General features: G+C 73.2%; 15 protein-coding genes. 8 read left to right on the top strand and 7 right to left on the bottom strand.

Annotated features, from left to right (window positions below):
• Positions 1-14: 14 nt before the first annotated feature.
• The 5 genes from rfbD to ACZ619_RS07655 form a co-directional block, all read right to left on the bottom strand.
• Entirely contained in the window at positions 15-896 is an 882-nt protein-coding gene (rfbD, locus tag ACZ619_RS07675) for a dTDP-4-dehydrorhamnose reductase (RefSeq protein WP_469595449.1), read from the bottom strand.
• Positions 896-1,894: a dTDP-glucose 4,6-dehydratase gene (rfbB, locus tag ACZ619_RS07670; RefSeq protein ID WP_469595446.1), complete on the bottom strand. Its 999-nt coding sequence runs from the start codon at positions 1,892-1,894 to the stop codon at positions 896-898. The genes rfbD and rfbB overlap by 1 nt, the downstream gene beginning before the upstream one ends.
• Positions 1,891-2,958, bottom strand: coding sequence for a glucose-1-phosphate thymidylyltransferase (locus ACZ619_RS07665; protein WP_469595444.1), 1,068 nt, complete (start codon positions 2,956-2,958; stop codon positions 1,891-1,893). The genes rfbB and ACZ619_RS07665 overlap by 4 nt, the downstream gene beginning before the upstream one ends.
• 63 nt (positions 2,959-3,021) lie before the next feature.
• Complete coding sequence (locus ACZ619_RS07660; RefSeq protein WP_469595442.1) at positions 3,022-3,303, bottom strand: hypothetical protein; 282 nt, start codon at positions 3,301-3,303, stop codon at positions 3,022-3,024.
• 66 nt (positions 3,304-3,369) lie between these two features.
• Complete coding sequence (locus ACZ619_RS07655) at positions 3,370-5,820, bottom strand: SpoIIE family protein phosphatase (RefSeq protein WP_469595441.1); 2,451 nt, start codon at positions 5,818-5,820, stop codon at positions 3,370-3,372.
• A 257-nt stretch (positions 5,821-6,077) separates the two neighbouring features.
• On the opposite strand from ACZ619_RS07655, the gene ACZ619_RS07650 reads away from it, so the two are divergent.
• Positions 6,078-8,234 (top strand): SpoIIE family protein phosphatase, encoded by a 2,157-nt coding sequence (locus tag ACZ619_RS07650; RefSeq protein WP_469596036.1) that lies wholly within the window; start codon positions 6,078-6,080, stop codon positions 8,232-8,234.
• Positions 8,235-8,319: 85 nt separating this feature from the next.
• On the opposite strand, the gene ACZ619_RS07645 is transcribed toward ACZ619_RS07650, so the two are convergent.
• The gene (locus tag ACZ619_RS07645) at positions 8,320-9,684 is read right to left on the bottom strand and encodes a S1 family peptidase (protein ID WP_469595438.1); all 1,365 of its coding nucleotides are present in this window, start codon (positions 9,682-9,684) and stop codon (positions 8,320-8,322) included.
• Between the two features lie 278 nt (positions 9,685-9,962).
• Between ACZ619_RS07645 and ACZ619_RS07640 the strand changes: the two genes are divergently transcribed.
• From ACZ619_RS07640 to ACZ619_RS07610, 7 genes are all read left to right on the top strand, one after another.
• Positions 9,963-10,181 (top strand): hypothetical protein, encoded by a 219-nt coding sequence (locus tag ACZ619_RS07640; RefSeq protein WP_469595436.1) that lies wholly within the window; start codon positions 9,963-9,965, stop codon positions 10,179-10,181.
• Positions 10,182-10,575: 394 nt separating this feature from the next.
• Complete coding sequence (locus tag ACZ619_RS07635) at positions 10,576-10,791, top strand: type A2 lantipeptide (protein ID WP_469595434.1); 216 nt, start codon at positions 10,576-10,578, stop codon at positions 10,789-10,791.
• A gap of 109 nt (positions 10,792-10,900) precedes the next feature.
• Positions 10,901-11,707, top strand: coding sequence for a hypothetical protein (locus tag ACZ619_RS07630; protein WP_469595432.1), 807 nt, complete (start codon positions 10,901-10,903; stop codon positions 11,705-11,707).
• On the top strand, positions 11,704-13,929 hold the full coding sequence (locus tag ACZ619_RS07625) for an NHLP family bacteriocin export ABC transporter peptidase/permease/ATPase subunit (protein ID WP_469595431.1): 2,226 nt from the start codon (positions 11,704-11,706) through the stop codon (positions 13,927-13,929). Before ACZ619_RS07630 ends, ACZ619_RS07625 begins: the two co-directional genes overlap by 4 nt.
• Before the next feature lies 1 nt (position 13,930).
• Entirely contained in the window at positions 13,931-16,756 is a 2,826-nt protein-coding gene (locus ACZ619_RS07620; RefSeq protein ID WP_469595429.1) for an NHLP bacteriocin export ABC transporter permease/ATPase subunit, read from the top strand.
• A gap of 236 nt (positions 16,757-16,992) precedes the next feature.
• Positions 16,993-18,498: an MFS transporter gene (locus ACZ619_RS07615; RefSeq protein ID WP_469595427.1), complete on the top strand. Its 1,506-nt coding sequence runs from the start codon at positions 16,993-16,995 to the stop codon at positions 18,496-18,498.
• Positions 18,499-18,723: 225 nt separating this feature from the next.
• On the top strand, positions 18,724-19,107 hold the full coding sequence (locus tag ACZ619_RS07610) for an STAS domain-containing protein (protein WP_469595424.1): 384 nt from the start codon (positions 18,724-18,726) through the stop codon (positions 19,105-19,107).
• A gap of 133 nt (positions 19,108-19,240) precedes the next feature.
• Here ACZ619_RS07610 and ACZ619_RS07605 read toward each other — a convergent pair whose 3' ends face one another.
• Positions 19,241-19,663, bottom strand: coding sequence for a subtilase-type protease inhibitor (locus ACZ619_RS07605; RefSeq protein ID WP_469595422.1), 423 nt, complete (start codon positions 19,661-19,663; stop codon positions 19,241-19,243).
• Positions 19,664-19,701 lie beyond the last annotated feature (38 nt).

Raw genomic sequence — 19,701 nt, 5'->3', positions numbered from 1 at the left:
CGGCGGGACGGTCCTCAGGCGGACAGCTCCTTGCGCAGCAGCGGCAGCGCCTCGCCCAGGGCCGTCCGCCAGTCCCGCAGCGGTTCCAGGCCGAGCTCGGACCAGCGGTCGTGGCCGAGGGCGCTGTACGCGGGGCGGGGCGCCGGGCGGACGAACGCGGCGCTGGTGGTGGGGCGCACCCGCTCCGGGTCGGCGCCGAGCAGCCGGAACACCTCCCGGGCCAGCTCGCACCAGGTGGCAGCGCCCGAGTTGGTGCCGTGGAAGACGCCGTGCGCGCCCTCGTCCCGGCCGATCCGGGGTCCGAGGTCGGCGATCCGGACGGCCAGGTCGGCGCTCCAGGTGGGCTGGCCGCGCTGGTCGTCGACGACGTCGAGGGTGTCCTTGCGGGACTCCAGTTCGATCATCGTCCGCACGAAACTCCGGCCGTGGGTGCCGTACATCCAGGCCGTGCGGACGACCGCGCCCGCCCCCGGGAGCTCCTCCAGGACCGCCCGCTCACCGGCGAGCTTGGTGCGCCCGTAGGCGGTGCGCGGGGCGGTGGGGTGGTCCTCGGGGTAGGGGCCGGTGCGGTCCTCGCCGTCGAAGACGTAGTCCGTGGAGACGTGGACGAGGCGGGCGCCGTGCCGGGCTGCGGCGCGGGCCAGCAGGCGCGGGCCGGTCCCGTTGACGAGCAGCGCCCGCTCCTCGTCGGTCTCGGCGTCGTCGACGGCCGTGTAGGCGGCGCAGTTGACCACCACGTCGGGCCGGTGCGCGGCGAGCGCCGACCGGGCCGAGCCGGCGTCGGTGATGTCGAGGCCGGCGCGGCCGAGGGCCACGACCCGCTCGCCGCGGCGGGTGAGTTCCTCGGTCACGTCACGGCCGAGCATGCCGCCGGCTCCGGCGACGAGCCACTTCATCAGCGCTTCCCCTGCTCCTTGCGCGACTCCAGGGCGGCGCGCTCCTTCAGCGGCTCCCACCAGTCGCGGTTGTCCCGGTACCAGGCGACGGTGCCGGCGAGGCCGGAGGTGAAGTCGTGCTCGGGGGTGTAGCCCAGCTCGTCGCGGATCTTGCTCCAGTCGACGGAGTAGCGCTGGTCGTGGCCCTTGCGGTCGGCGACGCGGTCCACCCGGTCCCAGTCCGCGCCGCAGGCCTCCAGGAGCAGGCCGGTGAGCTCCTTGTTGCTGAGCTCGGTGCCGCCGCCGATGTTGTAGACCTCGCCGGCCCGGCCGCCGGTGCGGACCAGGTCGATGCCCCGGCAGTGGTCCTCGACGTGCAGCCAGTCGCGGACGTTGCTGCCGTCGCCGTAGAGCGGGACGTTGCGGCCGTCGAGGAGGTTGCTCACGAAGAGCGGGACGACCTTCTCGGGGAACTGGTGCGGGCCGTAGTTGTTGGAGCAGCGGGTGACGCGGACGTCCAGGCCGTGGGTGCGGTGGAAGGCCAGCGCCAGCAGGTCCGAGGAGGCCTTGGAGGCGGAGTAGGGCGAGTTGGGCTGGAGCGGGTGCGTCTCGGGCCAGGAGCCGGTCTCGATGGAGCCGTAGACCTCGTCGGTGGAGACGTGCACGAACGGGCCGGTGCCGTGGCGCAGGGCCGCGTCGAGCAGCGTCTGGGTGCCGACCACGTTGGTCCGGACGAACGCGCCCGCGCCGTCGATCGAGCGGTCGACGTGCGACTCGGCGGCGAAGTGCACCACCTGGTCGGCGTCGGCCATGAGCTTGTCGACCAGTCCGGCGTCGCAGATGTCGCCCTGGACGAAGGTCAGCCGGGGGTGCCCGGCGGGCAGGTTCGTCAGCGTGCCCGCGTAGGTGAGCTTGTCCAGCACGGTGATGTGCGGCGCGTCGGGTCCGTCGGCCGCGAGCAGGCCGCGGACGTACGTGGAGCCTATGAAGCCGGCCGCGCCGGTGACGAGGAGATTCATGAACGGATCTGCACCTTGCTGTGGTCTCCGAGTACGAGGCGGTGGGCGCTGGGGGTGCCGGCGGCGGGGGTCACCTCGACGTGCCGGCCGATCAGCGAGGACTCGATCCTGCCCACCCCGTCGATGGAGGAATCCCGCAGCACTATGGAGAACTCCAGCTCGCTGTCGGTGATCCGGCAGTTCTCCGCGATCGACGTGAAGGGGCCCACGTACGAGTCGCCCACGACGGTACCGGCACCGATCACCGCCGGTCCGACGATCCGGGAACCCGTGACCCTCGCGCCCGCCTCGACGACCACGCGGCCGACGATCTCGCTGGCCTCGTCGACCTCGCCGTCGATGCGCGGCTCCTGGGCCTCCAGGACGGTCCGGTTGACCTCCAGCATGTCGACGACGTTGCCGGTGTCCTTCCAGTAGCCCTCGATCACCGTGGAGCGCACGTCGGCGCGCTGGTCGATGAGGTGCTGGATGGCGTGGGTGATCTCCAGCTCGCCCCGCCAGGACGGCCTGACGGCGCGCACGGCGTCGTGGATCGCGGGCGTGAAGAGGTAGACGCCGACCAGGGCGAGGTCGCTCTTGGGCTCCCGCGGCTTCTCCTCCAGGCCGGTCACCTGGCCGTCGGCGTCGAGTTCGGCGACGCCGAAGGACCTCGGATCGGGCACGTGGGTGAGGAGGATCTGGGCGTCGGGGCGGCTCTGCCGGAACTCCTCGACCAGGCCGCTGATACCGCCGACGATGAAGTTGTCGCCGAGGTACATGACGAAGTCGTCGTCGCCGAGGAAGTCGCGCGCGATGAGCACCGCGTGGGCCAGGCCGAGGGGGCGTTCCTGCGGAATGTAGGTGACGTCCAGGCCGAATTTCGACCCGTCGCCGACCGCCTCCTCGATCTCGGCCGCGGTGTCGCCGACGATCATCCCGACCTCGGTGACGCCCGCGTCCGCGAGCGATTCCAGGCCGTAGAAGAGAACGGGCTTGTTCGCCACCGGAACGAGCTGTTTGGCCGATGTGTGGGTGATCGGCCGCAGCCGGGTTCCGGCACCGCCGGAGAGCACCAAAGCCTTCATTCGCCACACCTTATAGAAGAACATCCCATTGGGATGTTCTTCTGATTTCCTGAGTGCTTTTCTTCAGGAATCCTTACCCTCCGGCCGGGCCGCGGCGCGTTCCACCTCCGCCTCGACCTCGGCCAGCGTCCGCCCCTCGTCACGGGCGTACTCGCTGACCGCGCCCAGTTCGTCCCGGGCCAGGTCGCGCCAGGCACGCAGGGCTGTCTCGTAGGTCTGCGACTGGGCGCCGCCCGGCTGCTGCCGGGCCGGGGGCCCGTAGGCGTCCCGCAGCTCCAGGACCTTGTCGTGGGCCTCGTCGGCCGCGCGGTGTTTCGCCACCAGCTCTTCGAAGGTGTGTGCCACGTCAAGACCCTAAGAAGGGTCGGCGCCCGCCGCCTCCCGAGAGAGCGGCCCCGCACCCGTGCGCGCTCAGCCGGAGCCGGCCAGGACGAGGTCCGCCCACACCTGCTTGCCGCCGCTGACCGGGACCGTGCCCCAGGCCGCGGACATGGCCTCCACCAGGAGGATGCCGCGTCCGCCGGTCGCCTCCCAGCCGATGTCGCGGGGCTTGACCGGGCTGCGCGGCGAGGCGTCGGCGACGGCGATGCGCAGCCGGTGCTCGACCAGGGTCAGATCGAGCCGGACCGGGCCGTCGGTGTGGATGAGGGCGTTGGTGACCAGCTCGGAGACGACCAGCAGGGCCGCGTCCATCGCGTCGTCGGTGACGCCCCACAAGCGCAGGCTGCGCCTGCTGAAGCGGCGGGCGTGCCGGGCGGCCTCCGGGACCCGCCACACCGTCCAGCTCTCGCGCAGCGGACGGACGGCCATGCCGTCGTAGCGCATCAGCAGCAGGGCGACGTCGTCGGTGCGGTGGGCGTTGCCGAGCAGCGCGTCGGCGACCAGGCCCAGGTGGGCGGGGTCGCAGCCGGCGAGGTCGCGGGCGAAGCGCTCCATGCCGTCGTCGATGTCGGCGTCGGGCGACTCGACCAGGCCGTCGGTGGTGAGCGCGAGCACGGTGCCGGGGCCCAGGCTCAGCTGGGTCATCGAGAAGTCGGCCCGGCCGAGCACGCCGAGCGGGGGGCCACCCTCGGTCTCGGTGATCTCCGTACCGCCGTCCGGGCGACGCAGGACCGGCGGCAGGTGTCCGGCGCGCACGCACCAGGCGGTGCCGTCCTCCATGTCGACGTCGACGTAGCAGCAGGTGGCGAAGAGGTCGCTCTCCATGTCCACGAGGAGCCGGTTGGCGTGCGAGACGACCACGTCGGGGGTGTGGCCCTCGGCCGCGTAGGCGCGCAGGGCGGTGCGCATCTGGCCCATCAGGGTGGCCGCGGCGGCGCTGTGGCCCTGGACGTCGCCGATGACGAGGGCGACGTGGTTGTCGGGCAGCGGGATGACGTCGTACCAGTCGCCGCCGACCTCCAGTCCCTCGGTGGTGGGCAGGTAGCGGGCGACGGCGACCGCGCCGGGCAGCTGGGGCAGCCTGCGCGGCAGCAGGGCGCGCTGGAGCATGCCGACGAGTTCGTGCTCGGCGTCGAAGGCGTGGGCACGCACCAGGGCCTCGCCGGCGAGGCCCGCGGAGGCGGTGAGCAGGGCGCGCTCGTCGGGGCCGAAGTCGTGCGGGCTGTCCCAGCCGATCAGGCAGGCGCCGGCCATCCGGCCGCCCGCGGGCAGCGGGAGGACGGCCAGGCTGCCCGGGCCGACCTCGGCGAGCGCGGGTTCCAGACCGGCCGGGGCGGGCCAGATCCGGGCCCGGCCCTCGCGCAGGGCGGCGGCGAGGGTGGGCATGGCGCGCACCGGCGCGTCGGGCCACTCGGTGCGCCACTCGCTGCGCCACAGCTCGGGCCAGGACTCGGCGTCGGGCGGGTCGAGGACGGTGACGACCAGGCGGTCGTTCTCCAGTTCCGCGAGGGCGATCCGGTCGGCCTTGAGCGGTGCGCGCAGCGCGGTGACGACGGCCTGGCTGACGTCCTTGACGGTGCCGGCGGTGGCCAGCGCGGCGGCCAGGCGCTGCACCCGGGCCACGTCGGTGACGTCGGTGCGCAGCGCGGAGGCGTCGGCGACGGTGCCGACCAGCCGGGCGGGGCGGCCCTCGCCGGCGGGCACCAGCCGGCCGCGCAGCCGCAGCCACCTGGGCGGGCCGGACGGCCGCAGGACCCGGAACTCCAGCTCGCGGTCGCCGATCGACATGTGGTCGGCCTCGACGACGGACATCAGGGCGGGCAGGTCCTCGGGCACGGTGCGGCCGAGCAGGGTCTCGACCCGGCCGTCGAACTCGTCGCGGCCCATGCCGAAGACGTCGAGGATGCCGTCGCCCACCTCGATCCGGCCGGTGTCCATGGCGAGCCCGAAGGCGTCGGCGGGCAGTTCGCCGGTTTCGGTGAGCGCGGGGAGCGGCGCGGGCAGGACGACCGCGCCGGCGACCAGGTCCAGACAGGCCCGGTCCTCGGGCCCGAACCCGCCGTCGCGGTCACTGACCGCGGCCAGCAGCCCGGCGCCGCCGGGGAGCGGGAGGACGGCCAGGGAGAAGTCCTGGGACGGGGTGCGCCGCGCCTCCGGGCAGTCGGCCAGTTCCTCGGGGCCGAGCCACAGCGGCCGTCCCTCGCGGTGGGCCTCGGCGGCCGGGGACCGTCCGACGGCCGGGTAGGCGTCGCGCAGGCCGTACAGGGTGCGCGGCAGGCCGGCCGACTCGGCGAGACAGAGCACGGACCCGTCGTCCCCGGGCGTGTACACCCCGGCGAACGAGGCGCCGCAGAACACCAGCGCCTGTTCGAGGACGCGGCGCAGCAGATCGGGTGCGCCGGGATCGCCCGTGAGCGTTTCGAGGGCGATTTCGGCGCGATCCGTTCTCGTTCCGCGTACCGCAGCGCCCTCTCTGACCACGCCGCCATTACAGCGCTTATGAGACGTCTGCGCAGCCCCTGTGACCGTTCCGTGGAGGTGCCGGGGCCCGCCGGCCACGCGGTGCGCAGGTGGGCCGGGTACGGGGCGTGCGACGGCGTCCGCGGGGTACGCGGAGGACGCCCGGTGCGGCGGCTCGCGCCGCTCTCGCCGTGCGCCGGTCGTCGTCCCGGGAGAGCCTTGATCCCGAGGACGCGACGCGCGGCCGGACGAGGAGGTGGTCGGGCGTGTCCGACGGGATGGGGGCTCCTCCCGCGCCGGCGCGGCCGGGCGAGGCGGACGCGGTCGCCGACGGGCCCCGGACCGGCCGGCCGCCGCTGCTGTCGGTCGCGCTGGCCACCATGATGGAGGAGGTCCGGGCGCACTCGGGCGCGGTCTATCTGATGGCGGCCGACGAGCCGGTCCTGGAGATGGCGGTGACGGCGGGGCTGCCCCGGGTCTTCGCGGCGCCCTGGGAGCGGGTCGGGCTGAGCGCGCCGATCCCGGTGGCGGACGCGGTGCGCGGGCGGCGGCTGGTGTGGGTGGGCGGCGAGGAGGACATGGCCCGGCGGTACCCGCGGGTGGCGGTGGTGCTGCCCTATCCGTTCGCGCTGGCCGCGCTGCCCGTGGCGACGGCGGACACCGTGTTCGGGGCGGTGTACGTGACCTGGCCCGGCTCCCATCCGACGGTGCTCTCCGACCGGGAGCGGGAGGCGCTGACGGCGGCGTGCGACGGGCTGGCCGAGCGGCTGGCGCGGGCCTCGGCGGACCACGGGGCGCTGTGGACCGAGCCGGACCTGCTGGCGACGCCGGCCTCGGAGGTGGCGGGCACGCTGGGCACGGTGGAGGCGGCGCGGATGGTGGGGCGGCTGCCGTACGGGCTGGCCTCGCTCGATCTGCACGGGCGGGTGGCGTTCGCCAACGGGGCGGCGGCGGAGCTGCTCGGTGTGCGGGTCGGTGAACTGCTGGGCACCCAGCCGTGGGTGTCGGTGCCGTGGCTGAACGACCCGATGTACGAGGACCGTTACCGGGCGGCGCTGATCAGCCAGCATGTGACGTCGTTCGTGGCGCTGCGGCCGCCGGGCGACTGGCTGTCGTTCCGGCTGTACCCGAGCCGGAGCGGGCTGACCGCGCGGATCAGCCGGGCCCGGGCGGTCGCGGAGATGGCCGGTGCCGCGCCGCGCGCGGACGCGGCGCCCGCTCCCCGGCTGGTGACCATCTCGCAGGTGCTGAGCCTGGCCGGGGCGCTGACGGAGGCCGTCGGCGTGCAGGACGTGGTGCAGCTGGTGGCGGACGAGGTCGCCCCGGCGGTCGGCAGCCAGGCGCTGGTGATCCTCGGGTCACGCGCCGGGCGGCTGCACGTGCTGGGGCACCGGGGGTACGAGGACCCGTGCGTCGTGGAGCGGTTCGACGGGCTTCCGCTGGCCGAGCGGACGCCGGGCACGCACGTCCTGAACAGCGGGGTGCCCGCCTTCTTCGAGTCCCGGCAGCAGCTGGAGCGGCTCTATCCGGCGCGGGACACGGCCCCGGACGGCTTCGCGGCCTGGGCGTACCTGCCGCTGATCGCGTCGGGCCGGCCGGTGGGCACCTGTGTGCTCGCCTACGCGGAGCCACGTGCCTTCGCCGCCGACGAGCGCGCGGTCCTCACCAGCCTGGGCGGGCTCATCGCGCAGGCGCTGGAGCGGGCCGTGCTCTACGACACGAAGAACCAGCTGGCGCACGGTCTCCAGGCGGCGCTGCTGCCGCACACGCTGACCCCGCCGTCGGGTATCGAGGCGGCCGCCCGCTATCTGCCGGCCATGCACGGCATGGAGATCGGCGGCGACTTCTACGACCTGGTGCCGACCCGGCCGCCGGCGGCGGTGATCGGGGACGTGCAGGGGCACAACGTGACGGCGGCCGGGCTCATGGGCCAGATCCGTACCGGGGTACGGGCCTTCACGACCGTCGGGCAGGCGCCGGAGGAGGTGATGCGCAGCACCAACCGGCTGCTGATCGACTCCGGTGCCGACCTGTTCGCGAGCTGTCTGTACCTGCGGCTGGACCCGGCGCGGGGCGAGGCGGTGATGGCCCGGGCGGGGCATCCGCCGCCGCTGCTGAGACGGCCGGACGGGCGGGTCCGGGTGCTGGACCTGGCCGGGGGGCCGCTGCTGGGCATCGACGCGGCGGCGACGTATCCGACGACCGAGGTCTCGCTCGCCCCCGGCTCGGTGCTGGCGCTCTACACCGACGGGCTGGTGGAGTCGCCGGGCGTCGACATCGAGGACGCGCTGGTCGACCTCGGCGAGTTGCTCGCGGAGAGCGGCGACCAGCCCCTGGACAGGCTGGCCGACACGCTCGTGCGACACAGTGCGGCGGCGCAGGAGCGTGTCGACGACGTGGCCGTGCTCCTGCTCAGAGCACGGGCCGACGGCTGAGACCGTCGGCGGGGTGACGCGGTCCGGCCCTCCCGCCGGAGGGCCGGACCGTCCACTGTCCGGCCGGAACCGCTGGCAGGGCCGGTCAGTGCTTCTTGTGGTGGTGCGAGGCGTGCTTGCCGCCGGTCGCACCGGTCCCGGTCGCGTCACCGGTGCCGCTCTGGTCGCCGGCCGTGGCGGACGGGTCGGCGGCGGTCGCGGACGGGTCCGCGGTGCCGATCTGGTCGCCGCCCGCCGCCGGGTCGCTGGCGGTGGCGGACGGGTCCGCGCTCGCACCGGCGTCACCGGCGCCCGCGTCACCGGCCCCGAGGGTCGCCCCGGTCGCCTGGAGGGCGGTGGTCACCGGCTGGAAGAAGGTCTCGCCGCCGGAGGTGCAGTCGCCGCTGCCGCCGGAGGTGAGGCCGACCGCGCCGCCGTCCTGGGTGAACAGCGAGCCGCCGCTGTCCCCGGCCTCGGCGCAGACGTCGGTCTGGATGAGACCGGTGACGGTGTCGACGCCGTTGGGGTCGGTCTCGCTCTGGAAGTTGACGGTGGCGTCGAGGCCGGTGACCTGGCCGTCGTGCAGACCGGTGGTGGAGCCCATCCGGAACACCGTGGTGCCGACGGTCGCGTCCTCGGCCTGGTTGATGGCGACGGTCTGGCCGTTGCCGATGTTGACCTCGCTCGCCGTCTGGGTGGTGGCGTCGTCGTACTTGACGAGCGAGAAGTCGCCGTCGCCGGGGAACTGGGCCTGGTCGACGGTGGCGATGGGCTGGCCGCCCTCGGCGTCGGACCAGTCCGCGGCCGCGACACCGCAGTGACCGGCCGTCAGGAAGGCGGGGGTGCCGTCCGAGGCCGTGACGTTGAAGCCGAGGGAGCAGCGGACCTCGCCGCCCTGCACCTGGGCGAAGATCGCGTCGCCGCCGGAGACGAAGGTCTTGAAGGAGCCCGCCGTCTTCTTGAGGGTGGCCATGTTGGAGCCGAGGCTCTGGACCGTCGACTCCAGCGTGTCCCACTTGGTGCCGGTGACGGTGCTGTCGGCGGTGACCACGACCTTGTTGGTCTTCGGGTCGACCGACCAGGCGGTGCCGGGGATGGTCGCCTTGGTCTTCAGGGTGGTGGCGGCGGCCTGGAGTTCGGCGTCGCTGTTCTCCACCTGGCGCACGACCGCGCCGGCCTGCTCCGCCTGGGCGACGACGTTGCTGTCGCCGTCGGTGACGTTGACGACGAGCTGCCGCTTGGTGCTGTCGTAGTAGGACCCGGCGAAGGTCTGGCCGAGCAGGCCCTGGAGCTGCGAGGCAAGATCCGAGGCGTCCGTGGCGGACTTGAGGGTCTTCGGGGCGGCGGTGGCGCCGGAGTTGCCGTCCTGGGACGCGTTGGCGTTCGGCAGCAGAATCGCCGCAGCTCCGAGCGCAACGACACCGCCCACTGCTATGGCGGCCTTGCGCTTCGGAATTCGCTTGTGACTCAAACTTCTCGACCTCCAAGGGACGGAGTGTCTGCCGTAGTAGGGCAGTTGTTCGTGAGCGGCGCCTGGATGGCTATAGGTACGGCCGGGTCACGTGGTGCGTTCAATTCCGGTTCCCGGCTTCTTCGGACCGGCGGTGAACCGGCCACCGCGGCGCGTGCCGCGGCGGCCGCGCGCGCCCGGTCCCGGGCCGCGGGCCGGGGCGGTCGGCGAGGTCCGGGCGGCACCGCGTCCGCCCTGGTCGCGGCGGTGATCGCGGTCCGGTGGCACGGGGCCCCTCCGTGCCGGTGACGGCGGTGCGGCAGGCGGTGCCGTCGCGGCGCGCGGTGACGGGTCCGGATGTCCTGATCGAAGCGGTGCCCACCGAGCCGGGCCGCCGGGGGGCGTTCGCCGAGATGACGATGAGCGACGAGGGTCCGGGCGGACCGGCCGCCCGGGTGGGCAGGGTGCGCACGCCTCCCGCCCGAGGCGGACGGACACTGTCGGCGATCGATCACTGACGTTCCGTCGCGATCACGGACCGGAATCCTTGCTTCAGGGAATCTGCACATCCAATACCCAAGCGGGTCACCGCCGACGACGGATCTGCACATGCGCGCGCCCCCTGCCGCGCCTTTGGCGCGGAGTGCCGGATTCACCGCCGGGCAGGCAACCCGTAGGGCTGGGGCGAAGTGGTGCCGCATGTGAAGGAGTCGCCGACAAGGCGTGCGCGCGCCGTCACGGAAGTCGCCCCATGAGGCTCAAGTGCCCAGGTGAGGACGTTGGTTGAGTGGAAGCGCGGACTGCGGGCGTGCTTTGATCCGTCGCACCGCGGGGGCCGCCCAGGGCTCCTGGATACGGCGCCCGGCGCCCGCGGCCCCCCTTGTGAATATCCATATGAAGGGAAGTTCCATCATGAACTCCACCCCCCAGGTTGAGACCGTCGAGATCTCCGACGCCGAGCTCGACAACGTCTCCGGCGGTCTGTCCGTGAACGCCCTCGGCACCGTCACCGGCCTGGTGGACGGCATCGCCCCGGTTTCCGGCCTGGTCAACACCGCCGTCGGCACCGTCGAGGGCGTCACCGGCCTGAACACCCAGCCGGTCACCAACCTGGTCGCCGGTCTCTGACCGCGCCTCGTTGCCGCTGAGTCCCGGAGCCGGATCCCGGCCCCGGGACTCTCGGGCGTCGTGAAACGCCTCTCTCGTCAGCGTCTCTCCCACAGGTGAGGGCAGTTCCGTGCAGTTCCGCCAACAGGCCCTCGCCAAGCTCCAGTCGCCGGAGGAGCTCGATCTTCCGGTGCGGTTCGCCCGTCCGCAGGGCTGGCTGGCGCTGTCCGTCTCGGTCGTCGTGCTGGCGGCGGCCTCGGTGTGGGCGGTGACCGGTTCGGTCGCCTCCACGGTGACCGCGCAGGCCATCCTCACCCACGGGCAGGGCAGTTACATCCTCCAGAGCCCGGTCGCCGGGCAGGTCACCGCCGTCCTCGCGGAGCAGGGCGAGCGGCTGCCGGCGAACTCACCCGTCCTCAGGGTCCGTACCACCGAAGGCGATTCGGTCGTGCGCAGCGTCGCCGCGGGCCGGATCAGCGCGCTCGCCGCGACCATCGGGCAGATCATCCAGACCGGCGCGAACGTCGCCGCCGTGGAGAGGATCGCCCGCACCTCGGATCCGCTGTACGCGACGGTCTACGTCCCCGCCGAGAACGCCTCCTCCATACCGGCGGACGCACCGGTCGACCTGACCGTGCCGTCGGTGTCCACACAGGAGTACGGCGTGCTGCGCGGCCATGTGAAGTCGGTGGACCGCTCCGCCCAGTCGGCCCAGTCGATCTCCGCGTTCCTCGGGGACAGCCAGCTAGGCGAGCAGTTCACCAGGAAGGGCCGCCCGGTGGCCGTCCTGGTCCGGCTGGACACCTCGAAGGGGACGAAGAGCGGCTACAAGTGGTCCTCGGCCGCCGGGCCGCCGTTCCGGCTCGACTCCATGACCCTGGCCTCGGGTTCGATCCGGCTGGCCGACCAGCGTCCCGTCGATTGGCTGCTCCCGTGACCACCTCCCAGGAGACCCGCGGCCGCCGGCGCGCCGCCCCGCCCGAGCGCCGTCCGGTCCCCAAGGGCCGCGGCCGCACGGTCCGTACGCCCACCGTCCTCCAGATGGAGGCGGTCGAGTGCGGCGCCGCCTCCCTCTCCATGGTCCTCGCCCACTACGGCCGGCATGTCCCGCTGGAGGAGCTGCGCATCGCCTGCGGTGTCTCCCGCGACGGCTCGCGCGCCAGCAACCTGTTGAAGGCGGCGCGCAGTTACGGGCTCACGGCCAAGGGCATGCAGATGGACCTGGCCGCCCTCGCCGACGTCCAGGCCCCGGCGATCCTGTTCTGGGAGTTCAACCACTACGTCGTCCACGACGGCATGGGCCGCCGCTTCGGCCGCCGGGGCGTCCACGTCAACGACCCCGCCAAGGGCCGCCGGTTCGTGCCCGTCGAGGAGTTCGACGGCAGCTTCACCGGTGTCGTGCTGGTGCTGGAGCCGGGCGACGGCTTCGAGCGGGGCGGCCGCCGCCCGGGCGTCCTCGGCGCGATGCCCGCCCGGCTGCGCGGCACGGCGGGCACCATGCCGGCGGCGGTGCTGGCCAGCCTGCTGCTGGTGCTGGTGGGCGCGACGCTGCCCGCGCTCAGCCGGCAGTACATCGACTTGTTCCTGATCGGCGGCCAGACCTCGCTGCTCGGCGTGCTGTTCGCCGCGATGGGCACCTGTGTGCTGCTCACCCTGGCGCTGACCTGGTTGCAGCAGGCGAACCTGCTGCACGGCCGGATCGTCTCCTCGACCCTGTCCAGCGCCCGCTTCCTGCGGCACCTGCTGCGGCTGCCGGTGACCTTCTTCTCCCAGCGCAGCCCCGCCGACCTGGTCCAGCGCCTCCAGTCCAACGACCAGGTCGCCGAGACCCTGGCCCGCGACCTGGCCGCGGCGGGCGTGGACGCGGTGGTCGTCGTCCTGTACGCGGTGCTCCTCTACACCTACGACGCGCAGCTCACCTTCGTCGGCATCGGCGTGGCCCTGCTGAACATCGTGGCGATGCGGTTCGTCGTACGGCTGCGCGCGACCCGGACCGCCAAGCTGCGCGCCGACACCGCCCGGCTGACCAACACCGCATACACCGGGCTCCAGTTGATCGAGACGATGAAGGCGACCGGCGGCGAGGACGGCTACTTCCGCCGGTGGGCCGGGCAGCACGCGGCCACCCTGGAGGAACAGCAGCGGCTCGGGGTGCCGAGCGCCTGGCTCGGGGTGGTGGCGCCGACGCTCGCGACCCTCAACAGCGCGCTGATCCTGTGGATCGGCGGCCTGCGGGCGGTCGAGGGCGGGATCTCCGTCGGCCTGCTGGTCGCCTTCCAGTCGCTGGTGACCCGCTTCACCGCGCCGCTGACCCGGCTCAACGGCGTCGCGGGCCGCATCCAGGACTTCGCGGCCGACGTGGCCCGCCTCAAGGACGTGGAGAACTTCCAGGCGGACCCGGTCTACGACCGCCCCGGCGCCGGCGGGTCGACCCGGCGGCTGCACGGCCATGTCGAGCTGGAGAACATCACCTTCGGCTACAGCCCGCTGGACAAGCCCCTGCTCACCGGCTTCGACCTGACGGTCGGCCCGGGCCGGCAGGTGGCCCTGGTGGGCGGCTCGGGCAGCGGCAAGTCCACGGTCTCCCGGCTGATATCGGGGCTCTACTCCCCCTGGGAGGGCGTGATCCGCATCGACGGGCAGCGCCTGGAGGACATTCCGCGCGGCGCGCTGGCCGCCTCCGTCTCCTTCGTCGACCAGGACGTCTTCCTCTTCGAGGGCTCGGTGCGCGACAACGTGGCGCTGTGGGACCCGTCGATCCCGGACGAGGCGGTGGTGGAGGCGCTGCGGGACGCGGCCGTGTACGACGTGGTGACGCGCCGGCCCGGCGGCATCCACAGCAAGGTCGAGCAGGACGGCCGCAACTTCTCCGGCGGTCAGCGCCAACGTCTGGAGATCGCGAGGGCGTTGGTGCGCCGGCCGAGCATCCTGGTGCTCGACGAGGTGACCAGCGCGCTGGACGCGGAGACCGAGCTGACCGTCATGGACAACCTGCGCCGGCGCGGCTGCGCCTGTGTGGTGATCGCGCACCGGCTGAGCACGGTCCGCGACAGCGACGAGATCGTCGTGCTCCAGCACGGCACGATCGTGGAGCGCGGGCGGCACGACGAGCTGGTGGCGCACGGGGGCGCGTACGCCGCGCTGGTCAGGGAGCGATGAGATGACGAACGCGGACGGAGGCGACCTCGTTCTCGGCGCGCTCGGCGCGCTGGGCGCCCGGATGGACTGCGCCGGCTTCAACCGCCTCGACCTCGAAGGCCCGCAGGTGCTGTGGCTGGTGACGTCGGGCGCGCTGGACCTGTTCGCGGTGGACGCCGGGGAGCAGGGCCACTGGCACCACCTGGGCCGGCTGGAGGCGGGCGCGCTGCTGCTCGGCCCGGTCACCGGACCCCAGCACACCCTGGTGGCACGCCCGTTGCGCGACTGCGTCGTCCACCGCGTCGGCCTGCGCGAGCTGTACCAGCCGGCCAGCACCCAGACCTGGTCCTACGACGAGTACGGCAACCCCCGGTTCGTGCCGCCGACGACGAGCCCCCTGGAGTACGCCCTGGCCCTCGGCGTCGGCCGCGGCCTCTCCGTCCTCTTCCAGGCCCCGATGACGGCCGGCGAGCGCGCCGCGGCCCCCGCCGACGACGACGTCTTCTGGATGCAGGTGCCGCCGGGCAGCGTCCAGTACGGCTCGCTGTACGGCGCGGAGGCGGCCGCCGATCTGCTGATGGACCCCGCCGTGTGGCAGAGCATGGTCGACCAGCAGTACCGGCTGCTCACCACGCTGGACCGGTGGATCGAGCAGCTGGAGCGCACCCACGAGACGCGGACGGCCGCCGGCATCAGGGCCGGTGAGGCGGTCCGCGCCCAGGCCGACCGCACCCTGCTCGCCTCCATCGGCAGGGCGGCGGGGCGCACCACGGCCGCCGACGCCGACGCCTCCTACGCGGCCTGCCGGCTGGTCGCCCGGGCGGCGGGCATCACCCTCGCGGAGCCCGCGCAGATCGGCGCGGGCCCGGCCGGGGACGACCGCGCCGACCCGGTCGAGCGGGTGGCGGTGGCCTCCCGGGTGCGGACCCGGGCGGTCCGCCTGGACGGCCGCTGGTGGCGGGAGGACATCGGCCCGCTGGTCGGGCACCGCGCCCTGTCCGGGGCACCGGTCGCACTGCTGTGGCGGCGCGGCGGCTATGTGGCGGTCCATCCGGCGACGGGCCGGGAGACGCCGGTCGAGAAGGCGAACGCGGCGGAGTTCGAGCCGCGCGGTGTGATGTTCTACCGGCCGCTGCCCGACAGGGCTCAGACTCCCCTGGGCCTGCTCCGGTTCAGTCTCCAGGGCACCCGCGGCGACCTGGGCGCCCTGCTGCTGGCCGGTCTGGTGACCGTCGCGATCGGCTCGCTGGTGCCGATCGCCACCGGCAGGGTGCTGGGCGAGTACGTGCCGAGGGCCCAGACGGACCTCATCGTCCAGGTCTGTCTCGCGGTGATGCTCAGCGCGGTGGTGTCGGCCGCGTTCACGCTCCTGGAGAACCTGACCATCCTCCGCCTGGAGGGCCGCATCGAGGCGACCCTGCAACCGGCGGTCTGGGACCGGCTGCTGCGGCTGCCGACGAGGTTCTTCACCCAGCGCTCGACCGGTGAGCTGGCGAGCGCGGCGATGGGCATCAGCGCGATCCGCAGACTGCTGGCGGGCGTCGGTCCCACCGTCGCCCAGTCGGTCACCGTCGGCGCCATGAACCTGGGCCTGCTGTTCTGGTACAGCGTGCCGATGGCGCTGGCCGCGCTGGGCATGCTCGTGGTCGTCGGCGCCCTGTTCCTGGGGCTCGGTCTGTGGCAGGTGCGCTGGCAGCGCCGCCTGGTGGTGCTCGGCAACAAGCTGAACAACCAGGCCTTCCAGACCCTGCGGGGCCTGCCCAAGCTGCGGGTGGCGGCGGCCGAGAACTACGCGTACGCCGCCTGGGCGGGCGAGTTCGCGCGCAGCCGGGAGCTCCAGCAGAAGGTGGGCCGGATCAAGAACCTCACCTCGGTGCTGGGCTCGGTGTACCTGCCGGTCTGCACCCTGCTGATGTTCGTCCTGCTCGCGGGCCCGGCCGAGGGCGCCATGGACGCGGCGGCCTTCCTCACCTTCAACACCTCGGTGACGATGCTGCTCACCGCGGTCACCTCGCTGACCGGCTCCTTCGTGTCGGCGGTGGCGGCGCTGCCGCTGTTCGAGGAGATCAAGCCGGTGCTGGAAGCCGCGCCCGAGGTGCGCACCGCCAGCACCCGTCCCGGCCCGCTGTCCGGCGCCGTCGAGGCCCGCAGGCTGTCCTTCCGGTACGCCGACGACGGTCCCCTGGTCCTCGACGACGTCTCCTTCGACATCCGTCCGGGCGAGTTCGTGGCGGTCGTCGGCCCCAGCGGCTGCGGCAAGTCCACCCTGCTGCGCCTGCTGATCGGCTTCGACCGGCCGGTGTCGGGGAGCGTGCTCTACGACGGCCAGGACCTGGGCGCCCTGGACCGGTCGGCGGTCCGGCGGCAGTGCGGGGTGGTGCTCCAGCACGCGCAGCCGTTCACCGGTTCGATCCTGGACGTCATCTGCGGCACCGAGCCGTACACCCCGCAGGAGGCGATGGCGGCGGCCGAGATGGCGGGCCTCGCCGAGGACATCCGGCGGATGCCGATGGGGCTGCACACGATCGTCGCCGGGAGCGGCGCGATCTCGGGCGGCCAGCGGCAGCGGCTGATGATCGCCCAGGCGCTGATCCGGCGGCCGCGCATCCTCTTCTTCGACGAGGCGACGAGCGCGCTCGACAACGACACCCAGCGCACGGTCATGGAGAGCACGCGCAAGCTGAACGCCACCCGGATCGTGATCGCGCACCGGCTGTCGACGGTCATGGACGCCGACCGGGTCATCGTGATGGAGGACGGCAAGGTCGCCCAGCAGGGTCCGCCGGCCCAGCTGCTCGCCGACACCGGCGGCCGGCTGCACGAGCTGGTCCGACGACAGCTGACCTGACCGCCCGGGCGCCGGCGCAGAGCCGTGAGCGCGACGGGGCGGGACTCCCGGCCGGCGCCGGGCCGGAGCGGATCCCGTCGCCGTCCCGCCTCCCCACCAAGCGAAACGTTGCCGTTTCGGTAAAAGTGGTCTAGGCTCGATGTGTACGAAACCGTTTCGTTCGCGGCCTCGTCGGGCCGTCGTTGCGAAGCGGCTTTTCGGTGAATCCCGAACGACTTCCCTGGAGTGGTTCCCCCATGTCCGAGAAGACCCTGACCGACGACGTCCGCGCGGGTGCCGCGGAGGCACCGCCGGCCGCCCCCTCCCCGAAGCGGTGGTGGATCCTCGCGGTCATCGCCGTCGCCCAGCTGATGGTGGTGCTCGACGCCACGATCGTGAACATCGCCCTGCCCTCCGCCCAGGCGGACCTCGGGTTCTCCGACGGCAACCGGCAGTGGATCGTCACCGGCTACGCCCTGGCCTTCGCGTCCCTGCTGCTGCTCGGCGGCCGGATAGCCGACCTGTTCGGCCGCAAGACCGCCTTCCTCGTGGGCGTCGTCGGCTTCGCCGCCGTCTCCGCGTTCGGCGGCGCCGCCGCCAACTTCGAGATGCTGGTCACCGCGCGCGCCCTCCAGGGCGCCTTCGGCGCGCTGCTCGCACCGGCCGCGCTCTCGCTGCTCAACACCACGTTCACCGACGCCCGCGAGCGGGCCAGGGCCTTCAGTGTCTACGGCGCCATCGCGGGCGCCGGCGGTGCGGTCGGCCTGTTGCTGGGCGGCGCGCTGACCGACGCGTTCGACTGGCGCTGGACGCTCTACGTGAACGTCGTGATCGCCGTCGTCGCCTTCGTGGGCGGCACGATGCTGCTGACCAACCACCGCGACGCCGCGAACTCCAAGCTCGACGTGCCGGGCACGGTGCTGGTCGCCGCCGGTCTCTTCTCGCTGGTCTACGGCTTCTCCAACGCCGAGACGCACGACTGGGGTTCGCCGCTGACCTGGGGCTTCCTGATCGCGGGCGTGGCGTTCCTGGCCGCCTTCGCCTGGTGGCAGACCAAGTCGAAGCACCCGCTGCTGCCGCTGGGCATCCTGCTGGACCGCGACCGGGGCGCCTCCTTCCTGGCCGTGCTGATCTCGGCCGGCGGCATGTTCGGCGTGTTCCTCTTCCTCACCTACTACCTCCAGCTCAACCTCGGCTTCAGCCCGACGAAGACCGGTGTGGCGTTCCTGCCGATGATCGCCGCCCTGATGGTGACCGCGCAGGTGGGCACACAGGTGCTGGTGCCGCGGATCGGCCCCAAGGCGGTCGTGCCGCTGGGCTTCGCGATCTCCGCGGCGGGCATGGCCTGGCTGACCGGGATCGGCGTCGGCTCCAGCTACACCGGCGCGGTGCTCCCGCAGCTGATCGTGACCGGCCTGGGCCTCGGCCTGGTCATGCCGGCCTCCATGCAGCTGGCCACCGGCGGGGTCTCGGCCGACGAGGCGGGCGTCGCCTCCGCGACGGTCAACGCCATGCAGCAGGTGGGCGGTTCGATCGGTACGGCGCTGCTCAACACGCTGGCCGCGAGCGCGGCGACGGACTACCTGGCCGGCAGGAACGCGGCCGACAAGCTGGTCCAGGCGCAGGCCACGATCGAGAGCTACACCACGGCGTTCTGGTGGTCGGCCGTGATGTTCGTGGCCGGCGCGGCGATCGCCTTCGTGCTCTTCCGGCGGGGCGTGCCGCGGCAGGACGCGAACGCGGCGCCCGTGGTCCACATGTGACCTCCGCGGAGCCGCAGGGACCGAGGGGCCGAGGGGCCGCCGTCAGCAGGGAGACGGCGGCCCCTCGCCGTTCTCGTTTCACAAAGGGGCATCGAGTCAAGCTCCTTCATGAAAGTTCACACTGTCGAGTGAAGCTGATCTTGCGCTGCCCGTATCGGGGATGGCAGGGGTTCCCGGCGGGTAACTACCTGGACCCGTACATGCCCCGTGCCAGGTGGAGCGGAAATGACGCAGGAAGCCGTGGACCCCGGGCTGCCCGCGGCCAACTCCTGCGCCCGGACCCGCCGCCGGGGGGCGTATCTCGTCGTCGAGGTCTTCGGCGAGGTGGACATCGCCACCGAGGAGCTGCTGGCCGAGCACCTGCTCGCGGCGACGGCCGGACCCGAACCCGATGTGCTCGTCGACCTGCGGCGGCTGGACTTCCTGGACTGCTCGGGGTTACGGGTGCTGTGCCGGGCCGAAGCGCGGGCCAGGGAGCGGGGCGGACGGCTGCGGCTGGTGTGCGAGGGGCCCCGGTACCCCCGGCTGCTGAGGGCCTCGGGGCTGTTGGGGCGTTTCCCGCCGCTCCCCGGGTTTCCCCGGGACGGGACACCCGGGGAGCGGCGGTGATGCCGGGAGTCGGCGGGCGGCCCCACTCCGCCCGTCCGACCCCCGGTGCGAGATCGCCGGTCCCCGCTCCAGGGGCCGCACTCCCCAGTTGCGGACCTGTCCGGCAGTCACGGGAACCGTGCGATCCCGGGTCTCAGAACGCGAAGACGCCCGCCCCGTAGGCGTCCCTCATGCACGCGTTGCCGAAGGTGCGTTCGTAGGAGACGCGCTTGCCCTGCCAGACGCCCTCGACCGTGACCACGACGGGGTCGTAGAGCCTGGTGCACCACACGGCGGCTCCCGGGGCCAGGGCGTCGAGGTCGCCGCCGGCACCGCGCAGTTCGGCGCAGGCCTCGGCGGCGGCCGGGTGGGTGCCCGAGGCGCCCGGGGCGCAGGTGAGGGTGACGGCACGCTCGGGCGTCGCGGTGGACGCGTCGCTGCCGTGGCCGGTGGTGAGCACCAGGGCCGAGGGGGCGTAGAGCGAGCCCGGTGCGGCGACGGCGGCCCCGGTCAGGGGTCCGCAGACGGCGGCGGTGGTGAGGCCGACGGTCGCCGCCCAGCGCGCGGTGGTTCGCATGGTGTGCATCCTTCCGCTCGATTTCGACGGGTGCCGAC

The sequence above is a fragment of the Streptomyces sp. NPDC104367 genome (genome assembly GCF_055583825.1).
This window is presented reverse-complemented; position numbering and strand designations above follow the sequence as displayed.

Excerpts from the sequence above, each read along its gene's own strand:
- rfbD (WP_469595449.1), bottom strand. The coding sequence starts at position 896 with ATGAAGTGGCTCGTCGCCGGAGCCGGCGGCATGCTCGGCCGTGACGTG.
- rfbB (WP_469595446.1), bottom strand. The coding sequence starts at position 1,894 with ATGAATCTCCTCGTCACCGGCGCGGCCGGCTTCATAGGCTCCACGTAC.
- ACZ619_RS07665 (WP_469595444.1), bottom strand. The coding sequence starts at position 2,958 with ATGAAGGCTTTGGTGCTCTCCGGCGGTGCCGGAACCCGGCTGCGGCCG.
- ACZ619_RS07650 (WP_469596036.1), top strand. The coding sequence starts at position 6,078 with ATGGGGGCTCCTCCCGCGCCGGCGCGGCCGGGCGAGGCGGACGCGGTC.
- ACZ619_RS07635 (WP_469595434.1), top strand. The coding sequence starts at position 10,576 with ATGAACTCCACCCCCCAGGTTGAGACCGTCGAGATCTCCGACGCCGAG.
- ACZ619_RS07620 (WP_469595429.1), top strand. The coding sequence starts at position 13,931 with ATGACGAACGCGGACGGAGGCGACCTCGTTCTCGGCGCGCTCGGCGCG.
- ACZ619_RS07615 (WP_469595427.1), top strand. The coding sequence starts at position 16,993 with ATGTCCGAGAAGACCCTGACCGACGACGTCCGCGCGGGTGCCGCGGAG.
- ACZ619_RS07610 (WP_469595424.1), top strand. The coding sequence starts at position 18,724 with ATGACGCAGGAAGCCGTGGACCCCGGGCTGCCCGCGGCCAACTCCTGC.
- ACZ619_RS07605 (WP_469595422.1), bottom strand. The coding sequence starts at position 19,663 with ATGCGAACCACCGCGCGCTGGGCGGCGACCGTCGGCCTCACCACCGCC.